Origin of the sequence: Arthrobacter zhaoguopingii (genome assembly GCF_009828595.1) — a bacterium.
GTDB classification, from domain to species: Bacteria; Actinomycetota; Actinomycetes; order Actinomycetales; family Micrococcaceae; genus Arthrobacter_D; species Arthrobacter_D zhaoguopingii.
In genome coordinates this window covers 149,099-168,878 of sequence record NZ_WPNY01000006.1, presented here as the reverse complement: position 1 = coordinate 168,878, position 19,780 = coordinate 149,099, and the positions used below count along the sequence as shown (strand labels likewise).

Below are 19,780 nucleotides of genomic sequence, written 5' to 3'. Positions count from 1 at the left end.
TGGTCATGCGCCACGTGGAGTCGCTGGCGGCGTGGAGGGAATCGTAAGGACAAGCTTTCCCCTGACACCTCCACCCTCGCTCACGCGGTGGGCCCTCGCCACCTCCTGGATGGGAAGCGTCTCCTGAATGACCGGGCGGAAGGAACCGTCCTCGATCCAGCCACGCAGCAAGACCAGGTCCCCGCCGGAGGGCCGGACGAGGAATCCCCGGACGGCGGCTCCCGGGAGCAGCCTCGACAGAGCCGCGATGAGCGGATTGCCGGTGCCCGGGTTCACCGTCACCGCGGTGCCCTCCCGCCGGACGAGCGGGCGCAATGCGCGGGCCGACAGCTTCCCGGAGGCATCGAACACCAGATCGAACCGTCTGCCGCGGAGGCTTTCCCGCCAACGGATCCGGTTGACGACTTCGTGCGCCCCGAGTCCGCGCACGAAGCCCAGCTGATCGGGCGTGGTCGCCGCGGTGACCTCGGCGCCCAGCCGGGCCGCGACCTGCACCGCCGCGGTTCCCACCCCGCCGGCGGCGCCGAAGACGAGCACCCGGTCACCCGCACCCATACCCCCGACGTCGCGGAGTCCCTGCAGGGCCGTCAGTGCGACGAGCGGGACGGCGGCTGCCTCCTGCAGCGAAAGGGACGACGGCGCCCGGGCCACGGCGGACTCGTCAACGGCGACGTAACGTGAATAGCCGCCGGCGGTCTTGCCGGGAAGGGCTGCGAAGACGGGGTCACCGACGCTGAAGCGTCCGGAACCGGAGTCCGTCGCGGCGACGACGCCGGCCACGTCGAGGCCGGGCACGAACGGCAGCTTCAGCCGGATCAGCAGCCGGAACCGTCCTGCCCGGAAATAGGTGTCCGCGGGGTTAACGCTTGTCGCGGCCACCTCGATGAGCACCTGGCCCGGGCCCGCGGACGGCATCGGCACCGGAATCTCCTGGAGGACGTCGGGCCCTCCGTACCGGCGGAATCCCCAGGCCCGGGTCGTTCTGCCGACTTCCGTTAGGGGTTTACGCATGAGCCGTCCTCCGGATTTGTACGATGCGGCCGGCGCCGTAGGCGGCGGTCAGCATCAGGGTGCCAAGGAAGGTCATCAGGAGGCAGGCCGCCTTGGCATAGACCAGCACAAGGCCCGCCGTGACCAGTCCCAGTGCTTCGGAAGAGCTGCTCGATGCCAGGGCCGAGACAAAGAAGAGGTTCTCTCCGATATCGAAGACGCCGACGCCAAACGGAACCAGGAGCAGCGGACTGCGGGCGAGCCGTTGGCTCCGGGGCCAGGGGCTGCGCGCAAGGAGGAAAGCCCAAAGCAGCGCGTACGAGCCGAAGGACAGCAGCGGAACAACACTGTCCAGGGCGAAGAAGGTCCAGTAGAGAGCCTGTGCCTCCGTCCCATACCCCTGCAGCAGTTCCAATGCCTCCCGGGGTGCCAGGACTCCCCGGACGTTCTCGAGGTCAAGGAGCGGAGCTCCCGCCACCCGCTGAAAGGAGCCGCCGAACGCCCTGAGCGTCAGGGTCCAGAAGACGTTGAGAAAGATCACCAGAAGAACGAGGGCAAGCGGGTGAAGCGCGAGTCCGCACTGCCGTAGCCAGACAAGAAAGGGTTTCATCATCGATCCCTCGCGTTGGGCACTTTAACTTCGGAAAACAAGTATTTCTATTTCCGTACTATACGTCAAGTAGTCTAAGGAGATGAAGAAGTCCCCTGGCCCGGATGCCTACGGAAGTGCCACCTCAGAGGGACTGGAGGCCCACCAGCTGTCCTCCGCGCTGAGGGAACTGCATCGACGCTTCAGCGACTTCGAGTCCGAGACCGCACGCCGCATGGGGCTGCGGGCACCAGACTTCAGTGCGATGGAGCATATCCTCGAGGCCGACGGGGGAATGGGGCCGGCGCAGCTCAGCGCGCGGCTGGGCCTCGCGCCGGGGTCAACGACGGAGCTCGTTGACCGGCTGGAACGGGTGGGCCATCTGGAGCGCGTCCGGGATGCCAGGGATCGGCGCCGCGTAAACCTGCAGGCCACGCCGGAGAGCGTCGCCGCCATCCTGGCTCACATCGTCCCGGTGGTCGAGCAGCTGGACGACCTAGCCGAGGAATTCACGGACGACGAGCAGGAGGTAATTTCCCGGTATCTGGCCGGGGCAGGGGAGAGGGTGCAGAGGTTTCTGGAGACCGGCCGGCCTCAAACCGGGCGCTGAATGCCAAGTGAAGACGGGCACCACCGGGGCAAAGGAGTGTGAACCTGTTCCGGTTGCTGCCGGCTATGCTGCCGGCTCGGCCTTGGAGTCCCGCAGGACGGGCAGGACGTGTTCGCCCAGCACGTCGAGGTGCTCGTGCAGGAGCTGCTCGCTCTGGGCATGAACAGGTTGTTCACGAAGAAGCCGTCACCGTACCGGGCGGACTGCTCGGCGATTTCGGGGCTGCGGATGGAACCGTGCCAGACGAACGGCGGGGTGCCGTTCAGCGGTCGGGGAGTGGCGGTGAAGTGGCGCAGCGGAGTCCTGTACCTCCCACCCCAGGTCACCTCGTCCTCGCGCCAGAGACGGTGCAGCAAGGCGCAGCCGGTGCCGTGGCCTGCCCACCGCCGAGCGGTGGGCAGGCCGTACCTGTGCTGGCTGGCGTAGTGGGCCGGGCACTACAACTTCGGTGCCCGGCCCAAAGCCATCACAGGTTAAGTCAGGCTCCGCAGATCATCGGTCGAAACTGCTGAAGCACTTAGGCGACGGCGACCTCGGCGCGCAGCGGCTCGAGTGCCTTCGACCAAGCCTCGAGCTGGTTGAACATGTTCTCCAGGGCAGCAACCTGGTGGTCGCCCGGCTTCAGGACCGAGAAGTTCTCGAAATCGGTGAACAGCGACAGGGCTGCCTGGTCGCGGACCGTGGCCATCTGCAGTTCAGCGGCGACGAGACGGAGGTGCTCAACCGCGCGCACGCCTCCAACGGAGCCGTAGCTGACGAATCCGGCGGCCTTGTTGTTCCACTCGGCGGACAGGAAGTCGATGGCGTTCTTCAGGACACCCGAGGTCGAGTGGTTGTACTCGGGGGTGACGAAGACGAAGCCGTCGAATTCGGCGATCTTCGCTGCCCATTCCTTGGTGTGGTCCTGCGAGTACTGGCCCATCAGTGGGGGCATCGGCTCGTCGAAGTGAGGCAGCGGGTAGTCCCGGAGGTCGACGATCTCGTAGGTGGCAGCGTCGCGGGCTGCAGCCTTCTCGAAGACCCAGTTGGCGACAGCTTCGCCGTTGCGCCCGGGGCGCGTGCTTCCAAGGATGATTGCGATCTTAGTCATAGTGTTCCCTTCCAGGACCAGTTGTTCGTGTGCTTGTTCAGCAAGATCTACAACCCGCCCGGAATCGGCAATATTTCCGCTTTCGACACGCACTTTAAAGTGCGTTGTGATACGCACCTTAAAGTGCGTTACGCACCTTAAAATAAGAAGGATTCGAATGTTGCACCTGTAGGTGTCGGCACGAGAGCCGCGTGAGAACCGCGTTGCGACCCCAGATTCCGGGCCTTCTCGACCCTTCGGCGGCGCCTGCTGGCGCGCGCCCGATCGGCTGGCCGCTGAAAGGAATTCCCAGCCACATATGCAGCGTATTTGCGTGCTGAAACGCTTTTGCCGTCTCCGGCTTCGAAACGCCGGAAAGTCAGTAATTGTCCCAGCCGGGGTTTGGGAAAAACCCCGGTGCGCAATTCGCAATTCGAATTTGCGCCGATGGCACCGTGCTGTTGATTCTCTAAGGCGGAACTCCGGTGGTGTTGGGACTGCGAAGGGCGGACCCGGCTTTCACACAGGATGGTCGGGCATAATTGGAGGGCGCGATCCCGCGGGCGGAGTCCCAGCCCGGGCTGCGGGACGGGCGCCCACATGCTGCTGTGGCAGGAGGCCCGCTCTGGCCGCCGGCCCCGAAACCCAGCATTGGGCGAATGATGGTCAACAGGATCCGGAGAATCGACAATCATGAAATTAGCTGCGGTCGAGCAGGAACAGGTCATCTGCGACAAGGAAGCAGAGACGATCGCCTTTGTGCGGGAAATCGTCAGTCGATTGGGCGACAAATGGTCGATGGCGGCACTCGACCAGCTCGCCGGCGGGCCGGTGAGGTTCACCGCACTGCAGGCGGCCCTTCCGCCCATTTCCCACCGGGTGCTGACGGCGACACTTCGGACCCTCGAGAAGGACGGAATGGTGACCCGCACCTCGTACCCGGAGATGCCCCCGAGGGTTGAATACGCGCTGACCCCACTGGGTGCGGGCTTCCTGCGTCAGGCGATGCCGCTCGTGGGTTGGGCCCAGGAGCATCGGGCGGAAATCGAGGCGAACCGGTCGGCGTCGGCTGCGGTCAGCGCTGCGGCTGTGGCTTCCGCAACCGCGTGATTCCCGTGCCCGGCGCATCGTCCAGGACGATGGTGCTGCCCGAATAGCGGGAGCCGCCCTCCACGGGTGACTCCCGAAGCCACAGGCCGCCGTCGAGGTCCTGCGGAACCTCCGCCCTGGACTCGGAGGCCAGGGCCGATGCGAAGGCGGCGGCCGCGCCGATGCCGACGCCGCTTTCCATCATGCAGCCCACGAGCACTCCGATGCCGGCAGCCTTCGCCGTGGCGGCAAGTTCCATTGCCGGGGTGAGCCCGCCTGTCTTGGCGAGCTTGATGTTGACCATTGCCGCCGCGCCCGCGTCGATCAGCCGGTGGAGGTCCTTAACGGTCCAGACGGATTCGTCGGCGAGAATGGGGGTCCGCACGTTGGAGGTGACGCGGGCGAGTCCGTCCCAATCGCCGGCCGGAACCGGCTGCTCCACGAGTTCAAGGTCGACCCCGTCATCCTCAAGGGCCGTAATGAACCGGATCGCCTCGTCGGCGGTAAAGGCTTGATTGGCGTCGATGCGCACCCGGGCGTCGACGCCCACGGCGTCCCGCACAGCCCGGAGCTTCGCCACCGGGTCACCGTGCGCATCCAGCTTGACCTTCACGCAGTCGAACCCAGCGGCCCGATGGGCGGCGGCGGCCCGGGCGAGGGCCGCGGGTCCGTCCACGGAGAGCGTCATGTCGGTGAGGATGCGGTTGTGCCGGCCACCCAGGTAGCGGTACAGCGGCAGCCCTGCGCGGCGAGCCGCGAGGTCGTGCAGCGCGCAGTCCACGGCCATGCGGGCAGCACTTCGTTCCGCCGATCCGGCAATCCTGGAAAGCGCGGCGGAGAGATCATCCGATCCGTCGTCGGACTCCAGATGGGTCTGCAGCGGGCCGTGCACCGAGGCGATGACGCCGGCCGTCGTCGCGCCCGTCACCGCACTGATCGGGGCTTCCCCCCAGCCCGAGCGCCCGTCGGCGTCCCGCACCTCAACCAGCACCGATTCGAGGACCGTCGTGCGGCGGACTGCGGTGATGAACGGCCGAACGAGGGGGACGGTGACGGCGTGAGCGGAGAGGAGGAGCTTGCGGCCGTCCCTGCCCGAGGGGCGGGCTGACCCGTTGTCCTTCATCTTTCCACCCAATGCAGCGGCCTCCCGTATGTAGGTCACTTACGATACCTTTTACATGGTTGTAACTGACTGACTTTTTTCCCTTCGACCGGCTTCCGAAAGCGGCAGATGAGCATCCAATCGGCAATTCAGGCGCAGCTGCCCACGCTTCCCCCTTCCGCGCGGCGGGTGGCTGAGGAAATCCTCGCCGATCCGGAGACGGTGCTGCGCCACACCATTTCGGAGCTGGCGCATATCTGCAGCACCTCCGAACCGTCAGTGGTGCGCTTCTGCCGGGCCGTCGGCTACGCGGGTTACGCCCAGCTGCGGCTTTCGATGGCCACCGAAATCGGCCGCGAGACCGCTCAGTTCGGTGACACCAAACGATTCGGTGCGGACATCAGCCCCGACGACTCCCTTGCGGACACTGTCGCCAAGATCGCCTTCGCGGAAACCCTGGGCATTGAAGAGACCCTGTCCCACCTGAACATCGACCAGCTGCGCAGCGCCGTCGAGAGCATCAGCACGGCGCGCCAGATCCTCGTCTACGGAGTCGGCGCCGGAGCCGTCGTCGCCGACGACCTCCAGCACAAGCTGTTCCGGATCCGCCGGATGGTCCATTCCTTCGACGATCCCCACGACGCCCTCATGGGGGCATCTTTGATGAGCGCCGGCGACGTCGCCGTCGCCTTCTCCCACAGCGGCAGGACCGCCGAGACCCTCGAGTTCGTTGAGCGGGCCCGGGAGGCGGGGGCAACGACCATCGGCATCACCAACGGGGCAGGGTCACCACTCGCCGAGGCCGCAGACCTGTGCCTGCTCACGATGGTCCGTGAGACCGCTTTCCGCTCCGGTGCCATGGCGTCGCGGATTGCCCAGCTCGCCGTGGTTGACTGCATCTTCGTGGGCGTGGCGCAGAGCAGCTACGACGCAACGGTGGATGCGCTGGAGACGACGCGGGCGGCGATCACGAACCGGAAGCAGCGCTGACCGGACCCCGGCCGCTGACTCACCGGAGGAGGCGGAGGAGGAAGTCCACGGTCCGCTCCGGCTGGTCCCAGTGCGGAAAGTGCCCGCAGTTCTCGAACCATTCGAGGGTGGCCCCAGGGTAGAGGGTCATGGCCAGGGCGGCTTCACTGGGCAGGGTCACCCGGTCCTGGCGTCCCCAACCGAAGGCGAGCCTACCCTTGAGCGTCCCTCCGGGGGCGCCGGACTGATTGGGCCCGTAGGAGAGCGCCCTGCGGGCGTCGTCGAGGCTGGGGGAGGTGGCAAACCCGCGCAGCTCCGTGAGGACGAGCTGCGGGTCGAGCCGCCACGGCCGGGCCGAAAACTGGGCCAACAGTGCCGTGCGTCCGGCAGCATGCCGTGTCAGGAAGGGGAGCGCCGGCTGGATGCGTCGCACGAGTCCGATGGAGGCCGTGATGCTCGCCGTGAAGATCGCGCGTTGCCGGTGGTTCCAAAATCCGCCCGGGCTGAGCGCGACGGCGGTGCCGGGATATCCCCGTCGTGCCAGTTCGACCACCATCCGGGCACCCATGGAACTGCCGACGACATCGGCATCGGCGAGGCCCTGCTCCACAAGGTAGTCCTGCAGTGCATCCGTGAGGGTCGCAATGGTCACCTCGCCGGAGAGGGGAGCGCTGAGACCGAAGCCGGGCAGGTCGACCGCCACGACCTCGCGCTCGAGGGCGAGGGCGGGAACCACGGGATCCCAGTTGCGGAGGCTCGAGCCCAGGCCGTGCACCAGGACCAGTGGCCTGCCGGAGCCTGACCGCTCGGTGTTGAGGGCCGGGGAGACCACCTAGGAGGCTTCCGGCGGCAGGGCCTCGTGGTGTTTCCGACCCTGCGTCCTGCGGTCTTCCTTCATTTCGGCCTCGAAGAGATGGCGTTTCCCGTCGGCGAGCTTGTCCCTGGCCAGCTTCTCGAGCGCCTTGAACTCGGCGTAGTAGTGATCGTCATAGTCCTCGACGATCTGGAACGTCCAGCGGCCCTCGATCACATTTCGGCCCACGAGGTCCTTGTTGAGCGTCTCGGCGAGGTCTGCGTGGCCGGCCGTGCGGAGCAGTTCGACCGCCTCACCCAGGGCCAGGTCCGCTTTGCCCGTAAGGCGGTGAAAGCCGTAGAGGTAGCCCCGGGCATGTTCCACCACCTCGAGGGCCTCGGAGAGCTTGCCCAGGGCCTCGACGGTGGCGTCGTCGACTCCTTCCGGGCGCTGGTGGTTCGCGTCGGGTCCGTTCTCAGCAGAGTTGGTCATGGTGCTTACCCTAAACGGAACCCGCGCGGGGCATGGAGCACTTTCTGCCCCGGGCCGGGTTCGCGCCGAAGGCCGGGGTCCTCAGCCCCCGCCCAGGATCCACCGCAGCGTGTCGGCATTGCGCACCGCGTTGCCGCCGCCGTCGTTGTTGAAGTACACGAACACGTCCTTCCCGGCACCCTGCCACTCACGGATCCGGTCCGCCCACCAATGCAGATCCGCATCGGAATAGGACCCGCCGTACAGATGATGGGTATCCGGGCCATGCATCCGCAGGTACACGAACGGCGCGGTGGCACGCAGGACGCACGGCAGGTTGGCGCCGCTCATCACGCAGTAGGCCGCACCGTGCCGTTCGAGCAGCGCATAGACCTCCTCCGTCTCCCAGCTCGGGTGCCGGAACTCAACGGCAACCCGGATCCAGTTCGGCAGCAGAGCCAGGAAGTAGTCGAGCCGGGCATCATCGCGCTGCATCGCGGGCGGCAGCTGGACCAGGAGGACGGCCCGCTTGTCGCCCAGCTCGTGCCAGCACCGGATGATGCGCTCGACCCACACCTCCGGCGCGTACAGCTTCTTGGCGTGGGTGAGCCCCCGCGGGGCCTTGACCGAGAACAGGAATCCGGGCGGAAGGCGCTCCCGCCAGCCGCCGAAGGTCGACTCGCGGGGCCACCGGTAGAAACTGGCGTTCAGCTCGACGGTGCTGAACCGCTCGTAGTAGTACTGCAGCCTCCGGGCGCTCGGCGTGCCTGCGGGGTAGAGCACATCGTTCCAGTGGTCGTAGCTCCACCCGGAGGTGCCGATGGAAACGCTCAAAACCAGGCTCCGCCCGTTGGAGGACACTTCCGTCCGATCCTAGTGGACGGGCAACGCCGGACGGTGGATGCGGATCCACAGGCGGTGGAAGAAACGGCGAAGCATTTTACGCCGCTCCTGGCGCTTCTCCAAGCAGGATCAGGGCCGAATTGCTGCTGTTCCCGGCGATTCATCCGTAACTACCGTTGAAGGGCAAGGGGATGGACCAAGGGGAAGAGACGCACATGAATTCCAAGACGTTGAAGAGCCTTCCGGTCGTCGTCGTCCTGAGTGCCCTGGCGCTTGTGGGCTGCGACAATCCCGCAGAGGAGCCCGTGGTGCCGCCCACGGGCAACATCGCACCCGTTCCCACGGACTCTGCGTCGCCGATGGAGTCGACCATCCCCACCGGGACCCTCCCGACCTCCGACGGGGAGACCGACGGGCCCACACCGGACGAGTCGACCATTCCGACGGGAACCCTGCCGACCGAGGACTAGCGCAGCCCCGGCGGTTGGAGGTCAGGTGGCAGCCCGGCTCAACCGCGGGTGCGGAGCACCCAGGCCGCATTGTCGGGTTCAAGCCAGCCCTCGGCAGCCTGTGGAACGGCGGTGATCAGCACCGTCCCGGCGGGAAGCCGCACGGGGGCTTCGCCCATGGCAACGGCCAGCACGAAGCCGTGCCCGCGCTCGCAGAGCAACAGGCCGCCGTCGCCGAGGTGCCAGGAGGCCCCGTCGCCGGCGTCGAGGGCTCCCTCGGCCAGCAGCCGACTGCGGAGCTCGAGGGCGCGAACCACCAGCTGCTGTATGGACGCCGGGTCGTTCCGTTGGGCCTCGATGGCCCATTGCCCCCATCCGGGTGGTACCGGCAGCCATGGTTCGGCCGTGGGACCGGTCATCGAGAAGCCGTGGGCGGATGCCGCGTCCGTCGTCCAGGGCAGCGGAACCCGTGCGCCGTCGCGGGAGATCCCGCCGCGGGCCACCATGGGGTCGCGCCGTGCCGCCGGCGGCACCTCGGCCTCGGGGAGCCCGAGTTCCTGGCCCTGGTAGAAATACGCTCCACCGGGGAGCCCCAGGATGGTCAGCAGTGCCGCCCGCCCCCGTGCGGCGCCGCGCCCGCCGCCGCCGAACCGGGTGGCGGCGCGGACGACGTCGTGGTTCTCGAGTGCCCAGGTGGGCGCCGCGCCGTGGGCCTTCCGCGCCGCTTCCAGTTCGGTTCCGACGGCGGCCCAGGCGGCCGGGTCCCAGCCGAGCCGGACGAAGGCAAAGGCGAATGCCTGGTGCAGTTCGTCGGGCCGCGTGTACCGGGCGGCGCGGTCGGGATCGAGGTTGACCTCGCCGACCAGCACGCGCGGCGGGGAGTAGGAGTCGGCGAGCCGGCGCCACCTCCGGTAGACGGCGTGCACCTCCTCCTGGTCGGAGACCTGCCGGTTCGAGCGCAGCCCGTCCGCTACGGGGGCGCCGGTGGGAGAGTCGGGAAGCCCCTCGGCCTTGAACAGAGCGTGCGCCACGTCAATGCGCAGCCCGTCCACGCCCTTGTCCAGCCAGAACCGCAGCACTTCTTCGAAGTAGTCGCCCACAGCCGGGTTGCGCCAGTTCCAGTCAGGCTGGGCCGGCGAGAACAGGTGCAGGTACCACTGCGTGTCCGTGGTGGACTCCGGGTCGGCACGGGTCCACGCCCGTCCGCCGAAGACGCTCTGCCAGTTGTTCGGGGGAGTGCCGTCGACGTGCCCCTCCGCGAAGTGGAACAACTCGCGCTCTTTGGAGCCCGGGCCCGCCGCGAGGGCCTGCCGGAAGAGGGGGTGCTCCACCGAACAGTGGTTGGGGACGACGTCGACCAGGACGCGCAGGCCCAGGCTGTGGGCCCGGTCGAGCACCGCGTCGAAATCGGCCAGAGTGCCGAACAACGGATCCACGCCGCAGTAATCACTCACGTCGTAGCCCTGGTCCACCTGGGGGGAGGTCTGGAACGGTGTCAGCCAGAAGCCGTCCACCCCGAGCGAGGCGACATAGGGCAGTCTCGCCAGGAGACCCGGCAGGTCGCCCACGCCGTCGCCGTTGCCGTCCGCGAAGGAGCGCGGGTACACCTCATAGATGACGGCGGTCTTCCACCAGGGCTCACCGGCCCCTGCCGCCTTCAGTTCCGGCACGGCTACGCCTCCAGGGAGGCGACGAAGTCCTCCCCGTGGACGCAGCGGCCGCCGACGAAGGTGGCGAGCACCTCGATCTGCCCGATCCCGTCGGCGGGCACGGCCGCCGGATGGTCCGACAGCAGGACCAGGTCGGCCAGTTTCCCCGGCTCGAGGGTTCCCCGGATGTCCTCGTCGCCGGCGATCCACGCCGCATCCACGGTGTAGGCGCGCAGGGCCGTGGCGGCGTCGACCCGTTCGGCGGGGCTCATCACCCGGCCCGCTGCAGTGCTGCGCTGGACCATCGACTGCATGCCCAGCAGCGGGGCACCCGCTGCGACCGGACGGTCGGAGCTGCCCGGCACCCGGACCCCGGCCTCGAGGAAGGAACGGTGCCGGTACACCAGGGCCTCCCGCTCCCCGCCGACCGTCTCGAGCATGACCTGTCCCATCTCGTGAAGGAAGCGCAGCTGCGGAACCGGGGTGACGCCGAGCGCAGCGAACCGCGCCAGCTGGTCCTCCCGGACGATGCCCGCATGTTCGATCCGGTGGCGCACTCCCGGGCGGGCTCGGGCCGCGGAGGCGGCCTCGAATGCGTCGAGGGCGACGTCGACGGCGCGGTCGCCGATGGCGTGGGCGGCGACGGTCCAGCCCGAGCAGTGGGCGTCGACGATGCGGCCGGTGAGCTCCTCGAGGGACAGCTGAAGGCTTCCGGTGGTGTGCTCCTGCCCGCAGAAGGGTTCGGTGACGGCGGCGGTGCGCCCGAGGAGGGAACCGTCGATGAAGATCTTCATCGGTCCGAGCCGCACCATGTCGTCGCCGAAACCGGTGCGCACTCCGAGGTCGAGCCCGAAGGTGATGCGGTCCTGCCGGTGGGAGGTGAGCGGGTGCAGGGCGTCGCTGCTGGCCATCAGCTGCACCCGGGTCCTCAGCCCGCCGCGTTCGCGGACGAGCGTGTAGGCGGCGAGCTCCACCGGGCTTCGCCCGATCCAGCCCGCACCGATGCCGGCCTCCGTGACGTGGGTCAGCCCCTCGGCGGCGTAGCGTTCACTGGCGGCGGTGATGGCGTCCGCCAGGGCCTCCACGGGGTGGGGGATCACGAGCTGGGTCACCAGCTTCTGGGCCTGCTCCTGCAGCACCCCGGTTGGTCCCTCGGCGTCGCGGACCACCTCCCCGCCGACCGGGTTCCCGGCCGATCCGTCCATCACCCCGGCCCGGGCCAGCACCTCGGTGCTCACCGTGGCCGCGTGGCCGGAGCGGTGCTTGAGCCAGACCGGGTGGCCGGGCGCCGCGTCGTCGAGCCGTCTCCGATGCGGGTGGGCACCGAGGATCGTGTTGTCGTAGCCGGACCCGATGACCCATTCCCCGGCGTCGAGGCCAGAGGCGAAGGCCGCCACGGCGTCGTACACCTCCTCGATGGCGGTGCAGCCGCTGAGGTCCAGTTCGGAGAGGGTCTGCCCGAACCACGCCATGTGGTTGTGCGCATCCCCGAACCCCGGGAGGACCACCGAGCCGCGGCAGTCCAGGGTGCGGCGGGCCGGAAGACCCTCGATCTGCCCGTCGAGCCCGACGATGCGTCCGTGCAGGATCCCCAGGGTGCCGGCGGTGGGGGAGGCGCCGGCCATCGGGGAGATGGCCGCGTTGACGAGCAGCAGGTCGAGGATGGGATCACCTCTGGGTCAGGGGGCGGATGAAACCTTGGCTTTCTTTATCTTCCCCCGTCCGATGCCCGACGCGCCGGTTCCGGCCACCGAATCGCTGGAGAGCCGCTGCGCCAGCCAGATGGGAACGATGGAGACGACAATGAGGATGACGGCGACGACGTTGACCACGGGCGCCTGGTTGGGCCGGAACAGGTTTGAGAGGATCCAGACCGGAAGGGTCTGCTGGCCGGCGCCGATGGTGAAGGTGGTCACGATGATCTCGTCGAAGCTGAGCGCGAATGCCAGCAGCCCGCCGGCGAGCAGGGCCGAGCGCAGCTGGGGCAGGGTCACCAGGACGAAGGTGGTGAAGACGCCGGCGCCGAGGTCAGCCGAGGCCTCCTCGAGGCTGCCGTTGACGCGGCGCAGCCGGGCGATGGCGTTGTTGAACACCGTCACCATGCAGAAGGTGGCGTGGGCGACGATGACGGTCCACAGGCTCAGCGGAACTCCCAGCACCGTGGTGAACAGGTTGTTCAGGGCGATGCCGGTGACAATGCCGGGCAGCGCGATGGGCAGGATGACCAGCAGGTTGATGACGTCCCGCCCGAAGAAGCTGTACCGCTGCAGGGCCAGTGCCAGCAGCGTGCCCAGGATGAGCGAGATGATCGTGGAAATCACGGCCACCTGCACCGACGTCGCCAGGGCGTCGCGGACCCCCTCGGAGGCGACGGCCCGCGACCACCACTCGAGGGTGAAGCTGCGCGGGGGCCAGCCGAAGGTGCGGTCGGCGTTGAAGGAGTTCACCACCACCAGCAGCAGCGGCAGGTAGATGAACAGCAGGATCAGTCCGGTGATGACCCCGAGGATGGTCTTGGCACTGCGCGAAAGCTTCACGGCCGGCTCCTACAAATTGTTCAGGGCGCCGGTACGGCGGACCACGAAGAGATAGATCATGATGATGGCGATCGGGATGAGCGCCACGGCGGCCGCCAGCGGCAGGTTGTTCGCCGCCCCGACATTGGCGTACACAACGGTGCCGAGCATCTGGGTGGTGCCCCCGACGATCTGCGCGGTGATGTAGTCCCCGAGGGAGAGGGAGAACGTGAAGATGGTGCCGGCGATGATCGAGGGTACGAGGATGGGCAGGACCACCAGGCGCAGCGTCGCCAAGGGTTTCGCGCCCAGATCCCCCGAGGCTTCGATCAGCGAGTCGGGCACCCGCTCGAAGCCGGCGTGGAGGGGAAGGATCATGTAGGGGAGCCAGATGTAGGCAAGGGTGAGGACGACCGCAGTTTCGCTGTAGCCGGGACTGTTCAAACTTAGCGGGGCGCCGAGCCACTCGAGCAGCCCGCCCTCGGCGAGGACGTTGCGCCACGCGTAGGCCTTGACGAGGTAGCTGGCCCACAGGGGCATCAGCACCGCCACGATGAGCAGTTTCTCCCACCGCTTGTCGGCCACCTTGGCGATGAAGAAGGCGATCGGCAGGGCGATCACCATGTCGATCAGGGTGACGACGACGGCGATCCGGAGGGTCCGCAGGGTGATCGCCTGGTATACGGGGTCGGTGGTGACCGTGAGGATGTTGTCGAAGGTCCAGGTGGTGGACACCTTCCCGGTGAAGGTGTCCACCGTCCAGAGGGCCGTGATCAGCAGGGCGGCCAGGGCCGCGATGTACACCAGGATCAGCCAGGCCGCCGGAGCGGTGAGCAGGCCTGCCAGGCGCAGGCGGGGGCTGCGGTGCAGCGCCGCCGAAACCCGCCGGTTCCCCGTCCGGGGCGGTGCCGGGGCGGGCCGCGGTTCGGTCTCAAGTGTCATCTCTGTTTACCTTTTCCATCCGTCCTGCTGATGCGGCTGCGCCCTGGCCTGGAATCCCGGTTCAGCCCTTGATCTCGGTCAGCCCTTGATTTCTGTCCAGGCCTTGGTCCACTCGGAGTAGTCGGTGCATTTGACGTCGGTGCGTCCATCGATGCAGTCGGCCACCGGCGTGGTCCAGTACCAGATTTGGTTGGCGTATTCCTCGTCGCCGGAGTGGAACGTCTCGCAGTGGTTCGCGTCCTCGGTCAGCTCGCACGCGGCGGGGTTGGCGGGGGACTCACCGAAGTATTCGGCGACCTGGGCGTTGGCCTCGGGGCTGGCGATGTAGTCGAGCCACATGTAGGCGCAGTTCTTGTTCTTCGATTCCGAGCCGATCATCCAGGTGTCGGACCAGCCGGTGGCTCCCTCTTCGGGAAGGATCGTTTCGACCTTGGTGCCGTCGGCCGTGGCGATGTTCGCCCCGACCTGCCAGGTGGTGCCGACGACGCTTCCGCCGCTGGCGAAGGACTGGACCTCCTTCACGACGTCGGACCAGTACTCACCGACATGCTCCCGCTGGGACTTCAGCAGGTCGACGGCGGCCGCCAGTTGGTCCTTGTCGAGGGCGTACGGGTTTTCGATCCCGAGCTCCGGGTTGTGCTTCATCAGGTAGAGGGCGGCGTCGGCAATGTAGATGGGGGAGTCGTAGGCCGTGACCTTGCCCGAATACTTCTCGGCGTCTTCGAATACCGCTTTCCAGGAAGTGGGTGCCGGATCGACGAGGTCCGCGCGGTACATCAGCACGTTGGCGCCCCAGCCGTGCGGCATCCCGTAGTTCTTGTCGTCGACGGTGTTCCACGGCTGGTCCTTGAGGAACGGGTAGACGTCGTCGTAGTTCTTCAGCAGGTCGGTGTTCACCGGTTCGACGTCGCCGCCGGCGATCAGGCGGAGCGATGCATCCCCGGAGGCGGAGACGACGTCGTACTGGCCGGTGCGCATGAGGGTGACGGCTTCATCGGAGGTGCCGAAGGGCTTGAAGTCGACCATGCAGCCGGTCTCCTCCTCAAACGCGGAGACCCAGTCGACCTCGGGGTCGTTGCTGCCGTCTTCGACGTATCCGGGCCACGCCAGGATCGACAGCTTGCCTTCGCCCTCGCCGATTTCCGTTTGAGCGGTTTTCGCGGGCGCCTCGGCGTCGGGTTCCCCGCCGCCGGAGGTGGTGCCGCAGGAGGTCGCCGCGAGGACCGCGACCGCTGCAAGGGAAAGCGGCCAGTACCGCTTGGTGGACGTGCTCATGGTTCTGCCTTTCGGTCGGTGGTGCAGGAAGTCGGTGCAGGAAGTCGGTGCAGGAAGTCGGTTCGGGAAATAGGTGCGGGAAGCAGGTGCGGCAATCCGGTGCCCTATGGCGGTGCGTGAAGCCGGTTCCCGCTGCCGGTGGCGGGACGGGCTGCCGGAGAAGTGCGGGCGCGGTCAGCCGGTGGGCGGGAGCCAGACGACGTCGGAGGTGCGCCACTCGACCGCGACCTCCCGGCCCGGCGTCACGTCCTCCTCGGCCAGTGCGGCCGGGTGGACGAGGACCACCACGGTGGTGCCGTCGCTGATGGACACCCGGACCTGCGTGGCATGCCCGAGGTACACCAGCGCCGAGACGGTCCCCCGGCTTGCGGTGGTGCCGTCCCGGCCGGTGCCGCCGGGGGAGGCGAGCCGGAGTCGTTCAGGCCGCACGGAGAATGCCTCGGCCCTCCCGTACAGGCTGGAGCCCACGGCGGCGGGGAAGATGTTTGAGGTGCCCACGAAGTTGGCGACGAATTCGCCGTTCGGGCGGTCGTAAATCTCTTTCGCCGAGCCGACCTGCACCAGGCGGCCGGCGTTGAAGACGCCGATCCGGTCGCTCATCGTGAGCGCCTCCTCCTGGTCGTGGGTGACGAAGATGAAGGTGATGCCGAGCGAGCGCTGCAGCTCCTTGAGTTCGACCTGCATCTGCTGGCGCAGCTTGAGGTCGAGGGCTCCCAGGGGCTCGTCGAGCAGGAGCACCCGCGGCTCGACGACGAGCGCCCGGGCGAGGGCGACCCGCTGCCGCTGGCCGCCGGAGAGCTGGGAGGGCCTGCGGCCGAGGAAGCTGCCGAGCTGGACGCGATCCAGTGCCGCCGCGGCACGGTCGCGGCGCCCCCGCTTCGGGACCCCGCGCACCCGCAGACCGTACGCCACATTGTCAATGAGGCTCATGTGCGGAAAGAGCGCATAGTCCTGGAAGACCGTGTTGACGTCCCGATCAAAGGGCGCGCGCGCCGTGACGTCGGTTCCTTCGAGCTCGACCGTCCCGCTGGTGGGGGACTCGAAGCCGGCGATGAGGCGCAGCACCGTGGTCTTCCCCGATCCCGAGGGGCCGAGCATTGAGAAGAACTCGCCCTGGCGGATCTCGAGGTCGATGCCGTCGACCGCCGTCGTCTCGCCAAACTCCTTGGTGAGTCCACGCAGGGAGATCGCCGGAACGTTGGAGGACACTGTCTTCTCTCCTGGATTGAGGGCCGTCTGGGTCATCGGGGCCGGTGCCTTTCCGCTGCGGGGGCAGCTGTCGAGGCGCTGTGACCTGCCTCACTCGTGGAACTGCGCTAAAGCCTATGACCTTATATGTTTTATGTATAGACGTCAGCAGAAATTTCTCGTTACAGTGAGTCCGTGACCCAGCAAGCCGCCTCCGCCTCACGGGGACTTGCCGCCGTCTTCGCGCCGCTGCGTTCGTCAGGACTGGCCGAACAGGTGGTTGAGCGCATCGAGCAGGCGGTGGAAACCGGGCTGCTGGTGAGCGGTCAGCGGCTGCCGAGCGAGGTGGAGCTTGCGGCGGCCCTCGGGGTTTCCCCGGTCACCGCACGGGAGGCGCTCTCAAGCCTGCGGGCCCGGGGACTGATCACCACAACCCGCGGCCGGAACGGAGGCAGTTTCGTCGCCGAGGACTTCCTCCCCTCGATCAAGGGCGCCCACGAGCAGCTCCGGACACTCACCCGCCTGCAGATCAACGACCTCGGACTCCACTACTCGATCGTCACGGTCGCCTGCGCCGGGATCGCAGCGCGCAGGGCCGACGCGACGGAGCTGGCCATCCTGCGCACCTACCTCCGCCCCGCCGAGGACACGCTGCTGTCCTGGCGGCTCGTCGACTCCGAGTTCCTGCTCGAACTCGCCGCCATCGCCCGCTCGGCCCGCCTGGGCCGGGAACTCGTGCGCCTGCAGGCCGACCTCGGAACCCTGACCCTGCTGCCCTACACCGACGAGGCCTTCCGCGAGGCTTCCGTCGGCATGCGGGCCGCCGTCGCCGACGCCATCGAGGCCCGCGACACCGCGCTCGCCGAAACCACAACCAAGGAACTCGTCCACGCCCTGATCCACTGGCTGCTCGACGAGCATTCGCGATGACACTCCGCGCCCCCAAGGAGCCTTCCATGGCTGCAGAACAGATCGAAGTACCGGCACCCGTCCGCCGGGTGCAGTCCCTGATTGCCGGCATCGAGGGCACCCTCGAGAAGTGGGCGCAGGATCTCGGCAGGGACCTGTCGGGCCTGCGCGGGATCGTCCCCGGCGCGGCGATCGACGGCCTCGTGCAGCCCGCGGTGAAGGGACTGCTCGCCAAGGACAGCCCGGAGCTCGCCGGGGCGGGGTTCATCGCCAACTCGGGGCTTGTCGGACCCGACCGCAGCTACATCGCCTGGTGGCAGGGGCCACAGCTTGAGCGCGTCGATGCGTTGGCGAACTTCAGCCCCAGCTCCATGGAGCGCTACCTCAAGGCCGAGTGGTTCCGGATCCCGGTGGAATCCGGCATTCCGCACGCGACAGGGCCCTACATCGACTTCCTGTGCACGGACGACTACGTCGTCACCTTTACCCACCCGGTCCGCCGGGAGGGCAGCGCGGAGGTCGCCGGGATCGTCGGCACCGACGTCGCCGTGCGCACCCTCGAACAAAACCTGATTCGCGGCCTGCGCCAGCTTGGCCCCGCAGTTTCACTCGTCAGTGCCGAGGGGCGGGTGGTCGTCTCCTCGGCACTGTCCCTGGAGCCCGGGGACCTGATCGGCCAGGACAGTGCCCGGATTTCCTATCCGGTGGGCCGGCGGTTCTCGATTGTGAGTGCGACGGAGCACTAAGCGCCCGGGAATGAACCGCTGGATGCCTAAGGGTCCCGCGTAGTGAACCATTCCCGCCGGCAGTCCCGCTGCGGCGGCGCGAGACATACCGGGCTTCAGATCGCCGTCGGGGTAGTCACAATCCGGTGTCGGGGGTACGTTCAGGCCAAGACGCGCTCCGGTGCAGCGGTTGCTCCGCCGGGGGCGCATCCTTCCAACCAGTCACGGGATCAGCATGAGCGAACGGAATGGAAGTCGCAAGCCACGTCGGCATTGGAGCGTGCGCCGGATGCTGTGGTCGGTCTGGCCTGCCATGCCTGCGTCGTGGGGTGAGGTGCCGAAGCGTCTCACGCCGGCCGCCACGCAGGTTCTCCGGCTCACCGTCGCAGCAGTGGTCGCCTACGTCGTCGCCGACACCCTCTTTCCCGGCATCCTCGACCTGACTGCACCGCTCACGGCGCTGCTGGTGGTCCAGGCCTCGACCGTCGGCACGCTGCTGATGGGAATGGTCCGGGTCGGGGCTGTGCTCACCGGCGTCCTCATCGCCATCGGCGTGACAGCGATGATCGGCCTGTCCTGGTGGAGCCTGGGCCTCGTGATCGCAGCCTCCCTGACCGCCGCCATGGTGCTGCGGCTTGGAGACCAGACGCTCGAGGCGCCCATCAGCGGGATGCTGATCCTAGCCGTCTCGGCGCCCGACGTTGCGGCGGAGGTGCGCGTGGCGAACACCCTGATCGGCACGGTGGTGGGAATCGCGTTCAGCCTCGTGGTTCCGGTCGCGATTCCGAATTCGCGTGCCAGCGATGCGGTGCGGCGTGTCACCCGATCGCAGGCGGCGCTGATGGACGAGGTCGCACGGGCACTTGGTGATCGACCGCCGCATCCAGAGGAGGTGAAGGAATGGTACGAGTGGTCGGACGACATCGCCAAGGAGCTCCGCACCGCGTCGGCCGAGGTGGAAACGGTGAGGGAGAGCCGCCGGTTCAACCCTCGCGCGCTGACCATGGCGGTGGTGTACCCGGGGCTGCGCGCCGCCCTGGACCGCTTGGAGAAGTGCCTCGCCGCCGAACGGGCTTTGCTCGTCGTCATCGGTAAAGCGGCGCCGGTGGAGCGGAGCGGATTGCCGGACCCGACCGAGAGGGAGCTTCGTCGGGCGTTTGCGTTCGTGCTTGACGATCTGGCGAACGGGCTGCGCGCCTTCGGTGACCTCGTCGAAGCCGAGTATGGCAGCGGCAGGGGTGACCGCGCCGACGAGGCGCTTGAACATATGCTCGAAAGTGTCCGCGAGACCCGAGCCGTACTCACCGAGCTCATGCTCCTTGACGTTGATCCGCGGGAACAGAAGGAGTTGTGGATGCTCCAGGGCTCCGTGCTGGCCGCCATCGACCATGCGGTCTCGCAGCTCGACCTTGAACGCAGTGAGCGCAGCACCAAGCCATGGCTGCAACGGATTGAAATCCCGAACCCCGGCATCGGCTGGCTGCCTAAGGTCGGGCGGCGGCCACTGCGGAGAGGGGGTTCGAGCCGGGCCTCCCGGAGTGGGGGGTGAGTCTCAAGGACTTGGCGTCGTCGGCAGGCGGCGGAATCGGAGCGGAGGATGCC

General features: G+C 67.7%; 20 protein-coding genes and 1 pseudogene. 7 read left to right on the top strand and 14 right to left on the bottom strand.

Going from position 1 to position 19,780, the window contains the following annotated elements; genetic code table 11:
* Positions 1 to 3: 3 nt before the first annotated feature.
* Both GVV86_RS10225 and GVV86_RS10220 read right to left on the bottom strand, forming a co-directional pair.
* On the bottom strand, positions 4 to 1,011 hold the full coding sequence (locus GVV86_RS10225; protein WP_159802715.1) for an NADP-dependent oxidoreductase: 1,008 nt from the start codon (positions 1,009 to 1,011) through the stop codon (positions 4 to 6).
* On the bottom strand, positions 1,004 to 1,603 hold the full coding sequence (locus GVV86_RS10220; protein WP_159802714.1) for a hypothetical protein: 600 nt from the start codon (positions 1,601 to 1,603) through the stop codon (positions 1,004 to 1,006). The genes GVV86_RS10225 and GVV86_RS10220 overlap by 8 nt, the downstream gene beginning before the upstream one ends.
* Positions 1,604 to 1,682: 79 nt before the next feature.
* On the opposite strand from GVV86_RS10220, the gene GVV86_RS10215 reads away from it, so the two are divergent.
* Complete coding sequence (locus tag GVV86_RS10215) at positions 1,683 to 2,189, top strand: MarR family winged helix-turn-helix transcriptional regulator (RefSeq protein ID WP_159802713.1); 507 nt, start codon at positions 1,683 to 1,685, stop codon at positions 2,187 to 2,189.
* 152 nt (positions 2,190 to 2,341) lie between these two features.
* On the opposite strand, the pseudogene GVV86_RS10210 reads toward GVV86_RS10215, so the two are convergent.
* A pseudogene (locus GVV86_RS10210) lies at positions 2,342 to 2,548 on the bottom strand (LLM class flavin-dependent oxidoreductase); the annotation flags it as partial.
* A gap of 158 nt (positions 2,549 to 2,706) precedes the next feature.
* Entirely contained in the window at positions 2,707 to 3,279 is a 573-nt protein-coding gene (locus GVV86_RS10205) for an NADPH-dependent FMN reductase (RefSeq protein ID WP_159615413.1), read from the bottom strand.
* A 672-nt stretch (positions 3,280 to 3,951) separates the two neighbouring features.
* On the opposite strand from GVV86_RS10205, the gene GVV86_RS10200 reads away from it, so the two are divergent.
* The gene (locus GVV86_RS10200; protein WP_159615415.1) at positions 3,952 to 4,368 is read left to right on the top strand and encodes a winged helix-turn-helix transcriptional regulator; all 417 of its coding nucleotides are present in this window, start codon (positions 3,952 to 3,954) and stop codon (positions 4,366 to 4,368) included.
* Here GVV86_RS10200 and GVV86_RS10195 read toward each other — a convergent pair.
* A complete protein-coding gene (locus tag GVV86_RS10195) occupies positions 4,334 to 5,509 on the bottom strand; it encodes a dipeptide epimerase (protein ID WP_201291422.1) in 1,176 nt (391 codons plus the stop codon). The two genes, GVV86_RS10200 and GVV86_RS10195, sit on opposite strands and share 35 nt — an antisense overlap.
* Positions 5,510 to 5,578: 69 nt before the next feature.
* On the opposite strand from GVV86_RS10195, the gene GVV86_RS10190 reads away from it, so the two are divergent.
* Positions 5,579 to 6,439 (top strand): MurR/RpiR family transcriptional regulator, encoded by an 861-nt coding sequence (locus GVV86_RS10190; RefSeq protein WP_159615417.1) that lies wholly within the window; start codon positions 5,579 to 5,581, stop codon positions 6,437 to 6,439.
* 19 nt (positions 6,440 to 6,458) lie between these two features.
* On the opposite strand, the gene GVV86_RS10185 is transcribed toward GVV86_RS10190, so the two are convergent.
* The 3 genes from GVV86_RS10185 to GVV86_RS10175 form a co-directional block, all read right to left on the bottom strand.
* The gene (locus GVV86_RS10185; RefSeq protein WP_159615419.1) at positions 6,459 to 7,250 is read right to left on the bottom strand and encodes an alpha/beta fold hydrolase; all 792 of its coding nucleotides are present in this window, start codon (positions 7,248 to 7,250) and stop codon (positions 6,459 to 6,461) included.
* On the bottom strand, positions 7,251 to 7,703 hold the full coding sequence (locus GVV86_RS10180) for a hypothetical protein (RefSeq protein ID WP_159615421.1): 453 nt from the start codon (positions 7,701 to 7,703) through the stop codon (positions 7,251 to 7,253).
* 81 nt (positions 7,704 to 7,784) lie between these two features.
* Entirely contained in the window at positions 7,785 to 8,516 is a 732-nt protein-coding gene (locus GVV86_RS10175) for a DUF72 domain-containing protein (protein WP_159615423.1), read from the bottom strand.
* A 224-nt stretch (positions 8,517 to 8,740) separates the two neighbouring features.
* On the opposite strand from GVV86_RS10175, the gene GVV86_RS10170 reads away from it, so the two are divergent.
* Positions 8,741 to 8,995: a hypothetical protein gene (locus GVV86_RS10170; protein ID WP_159615425.1), complete on the top strand. Its 255-nt coding sequence runs from the start codon at positions 8,741 to 8,743 to the stop codon at positions 8,993 to 8,995.
* A 38-nt stretch (positions 8,996 to 9,033) separates the two neighbouring features.
* Here GVV86_RS10170 and GVV86_RS10165 read toward each other — a convergent pair whose 3' ends face one another.
* The 6 genes from GVV86_RS10165 to GVV86_RS10140 all read right to left on the bottom strand — a co-directional run bounded on the left by GVV86_RS10165 (position 9,034) and on the right by GVV86_RS10140 (position 16,601).
* Positions 9,034 to 10,644 carry an alpha-amylase family glycosyl hydrolase gene (locus GVV86_RS10165; RefSeq protein WP_246669946.1) on the bottom strand — a complete coding sequence of 537 codons (1,611 nt, stop codon included), beginning with the start codon at positions 10,642 to 10,644 and terminating at the stop codon, positions 9,034 to 9,036.
* A 2-nt stretch (positions 10,645 to 10,646) separates the two neighbouring features.
* Entirely contained in the window at positions 10,647 to 12,248 is a 1,602-nt protein-coding gene (locus GVV86_RS10160; RefSeq protein ID WP_159802712.1) for an amidohydrolase, read from the bottom strand.
* A gap of 54 nt (positions 12,249 to 12,302) precedes the next feature.
* Entirely contained in the window at positions 12,303 to 13,160 is an 858-nt protein-coding gene (locus GVV86_RS10155) for an ABC transporter permease (protein ID WP_159802711.1), read from the bottom strand.
* A 9-nt stretch (positions 13,161 to 13,169) separates the two neighbouring features.
* The gene (locus GVV86_RS10150; protein WP_159615431.1) at positions 13,170 to 14,081 is read right to left on the bottom strand and encodes an ABC transporter permease; all 912 of its coding nucleotides are present in this window, start codon (positions 14,079 to 14,081) and stop codon (positions 13,170 to 13,172) included.
* A 78-nt stretch (positions 14,082 to 14,159) separates the two neighbouring features.
* Positions 14,160 to 15,356 (bottom strand): ABC transporter substrate-binding protein, encoded by a 1,197-nt coding sequence (locus GVV86_RS10145; RefSeq protein ID WP_159615433.1) that lies wholly within the window; start codon positions 15,354 to 15,356, stop codon positions 14,160 to 14,162.
* A gap of 174 nt (positions 15,357 to 15,530) precedes the next feature.
* The gene (locus GVV86_RS10140; protein ID WP_159802710.1) at positions 15,531 to 16,601 is read right to left on the bottom strand and encodes an ABC transporter ATP-binding protein; all 1,071 of its coding nucleotides are present in this window, start codon (positions 16,599 to 16,601) and stop codon (positions 15,531 to 15,533) included.
* Positions 16,602 to 16,739: 138 nt separating this feature from the next.
* Between GVV86_RS10140 and GVV86_RS10135 the strand changes: the two genes are divergently transcribed.
* The 3 genes from GVV86_RS10135 to GVV86_RS10125 all read left to right on the top strand — a co-directional run bounded on the left by GVV86_RS10135 (position 16,740) and on the right by GVV86_RS10125 (position 19,727).
* Positions 16,740 to 17,474, top strand: coding sequence for a FadR/GntR family transcriptional regulator (locus tag GVV86_RS10135; protein ID WP_159802709.1), 735 nt, complete (start codon positions 16,740 to 16,742; stop codon positions 17,472 to 17,474).
* Between the two features lie 26 nt (positions 17,475 to 17,500).
* The gene (locus tag GVV86_RS10130; protein ID WP_159802708.1) at positions 17,501 to 18,199 is read left to right on the top strand and encodes a cache domain-containing protein; all 699 of its coding nucleotides are present in this window, start codon (positions 17,501 to 17,503) and stop codon (positions 18,197 to 18,199) included.
* Between the two features lie 313 nt (positions 18,200 to 18,512).
* Positions 18,513 to 19,727, top strand: a complete 1,215-nt coding sequence (locus GVV86_RS10125) for an FUSC family protein (RefSeq protein ID WP_159802707.1) — start codon at positions 18,513 to 18,515, stop codon at positions 19,725 to 19,727.
* The last annotated feature ends 53 nt before the right edge of the window (positions 19,728 to 19,780 follow it).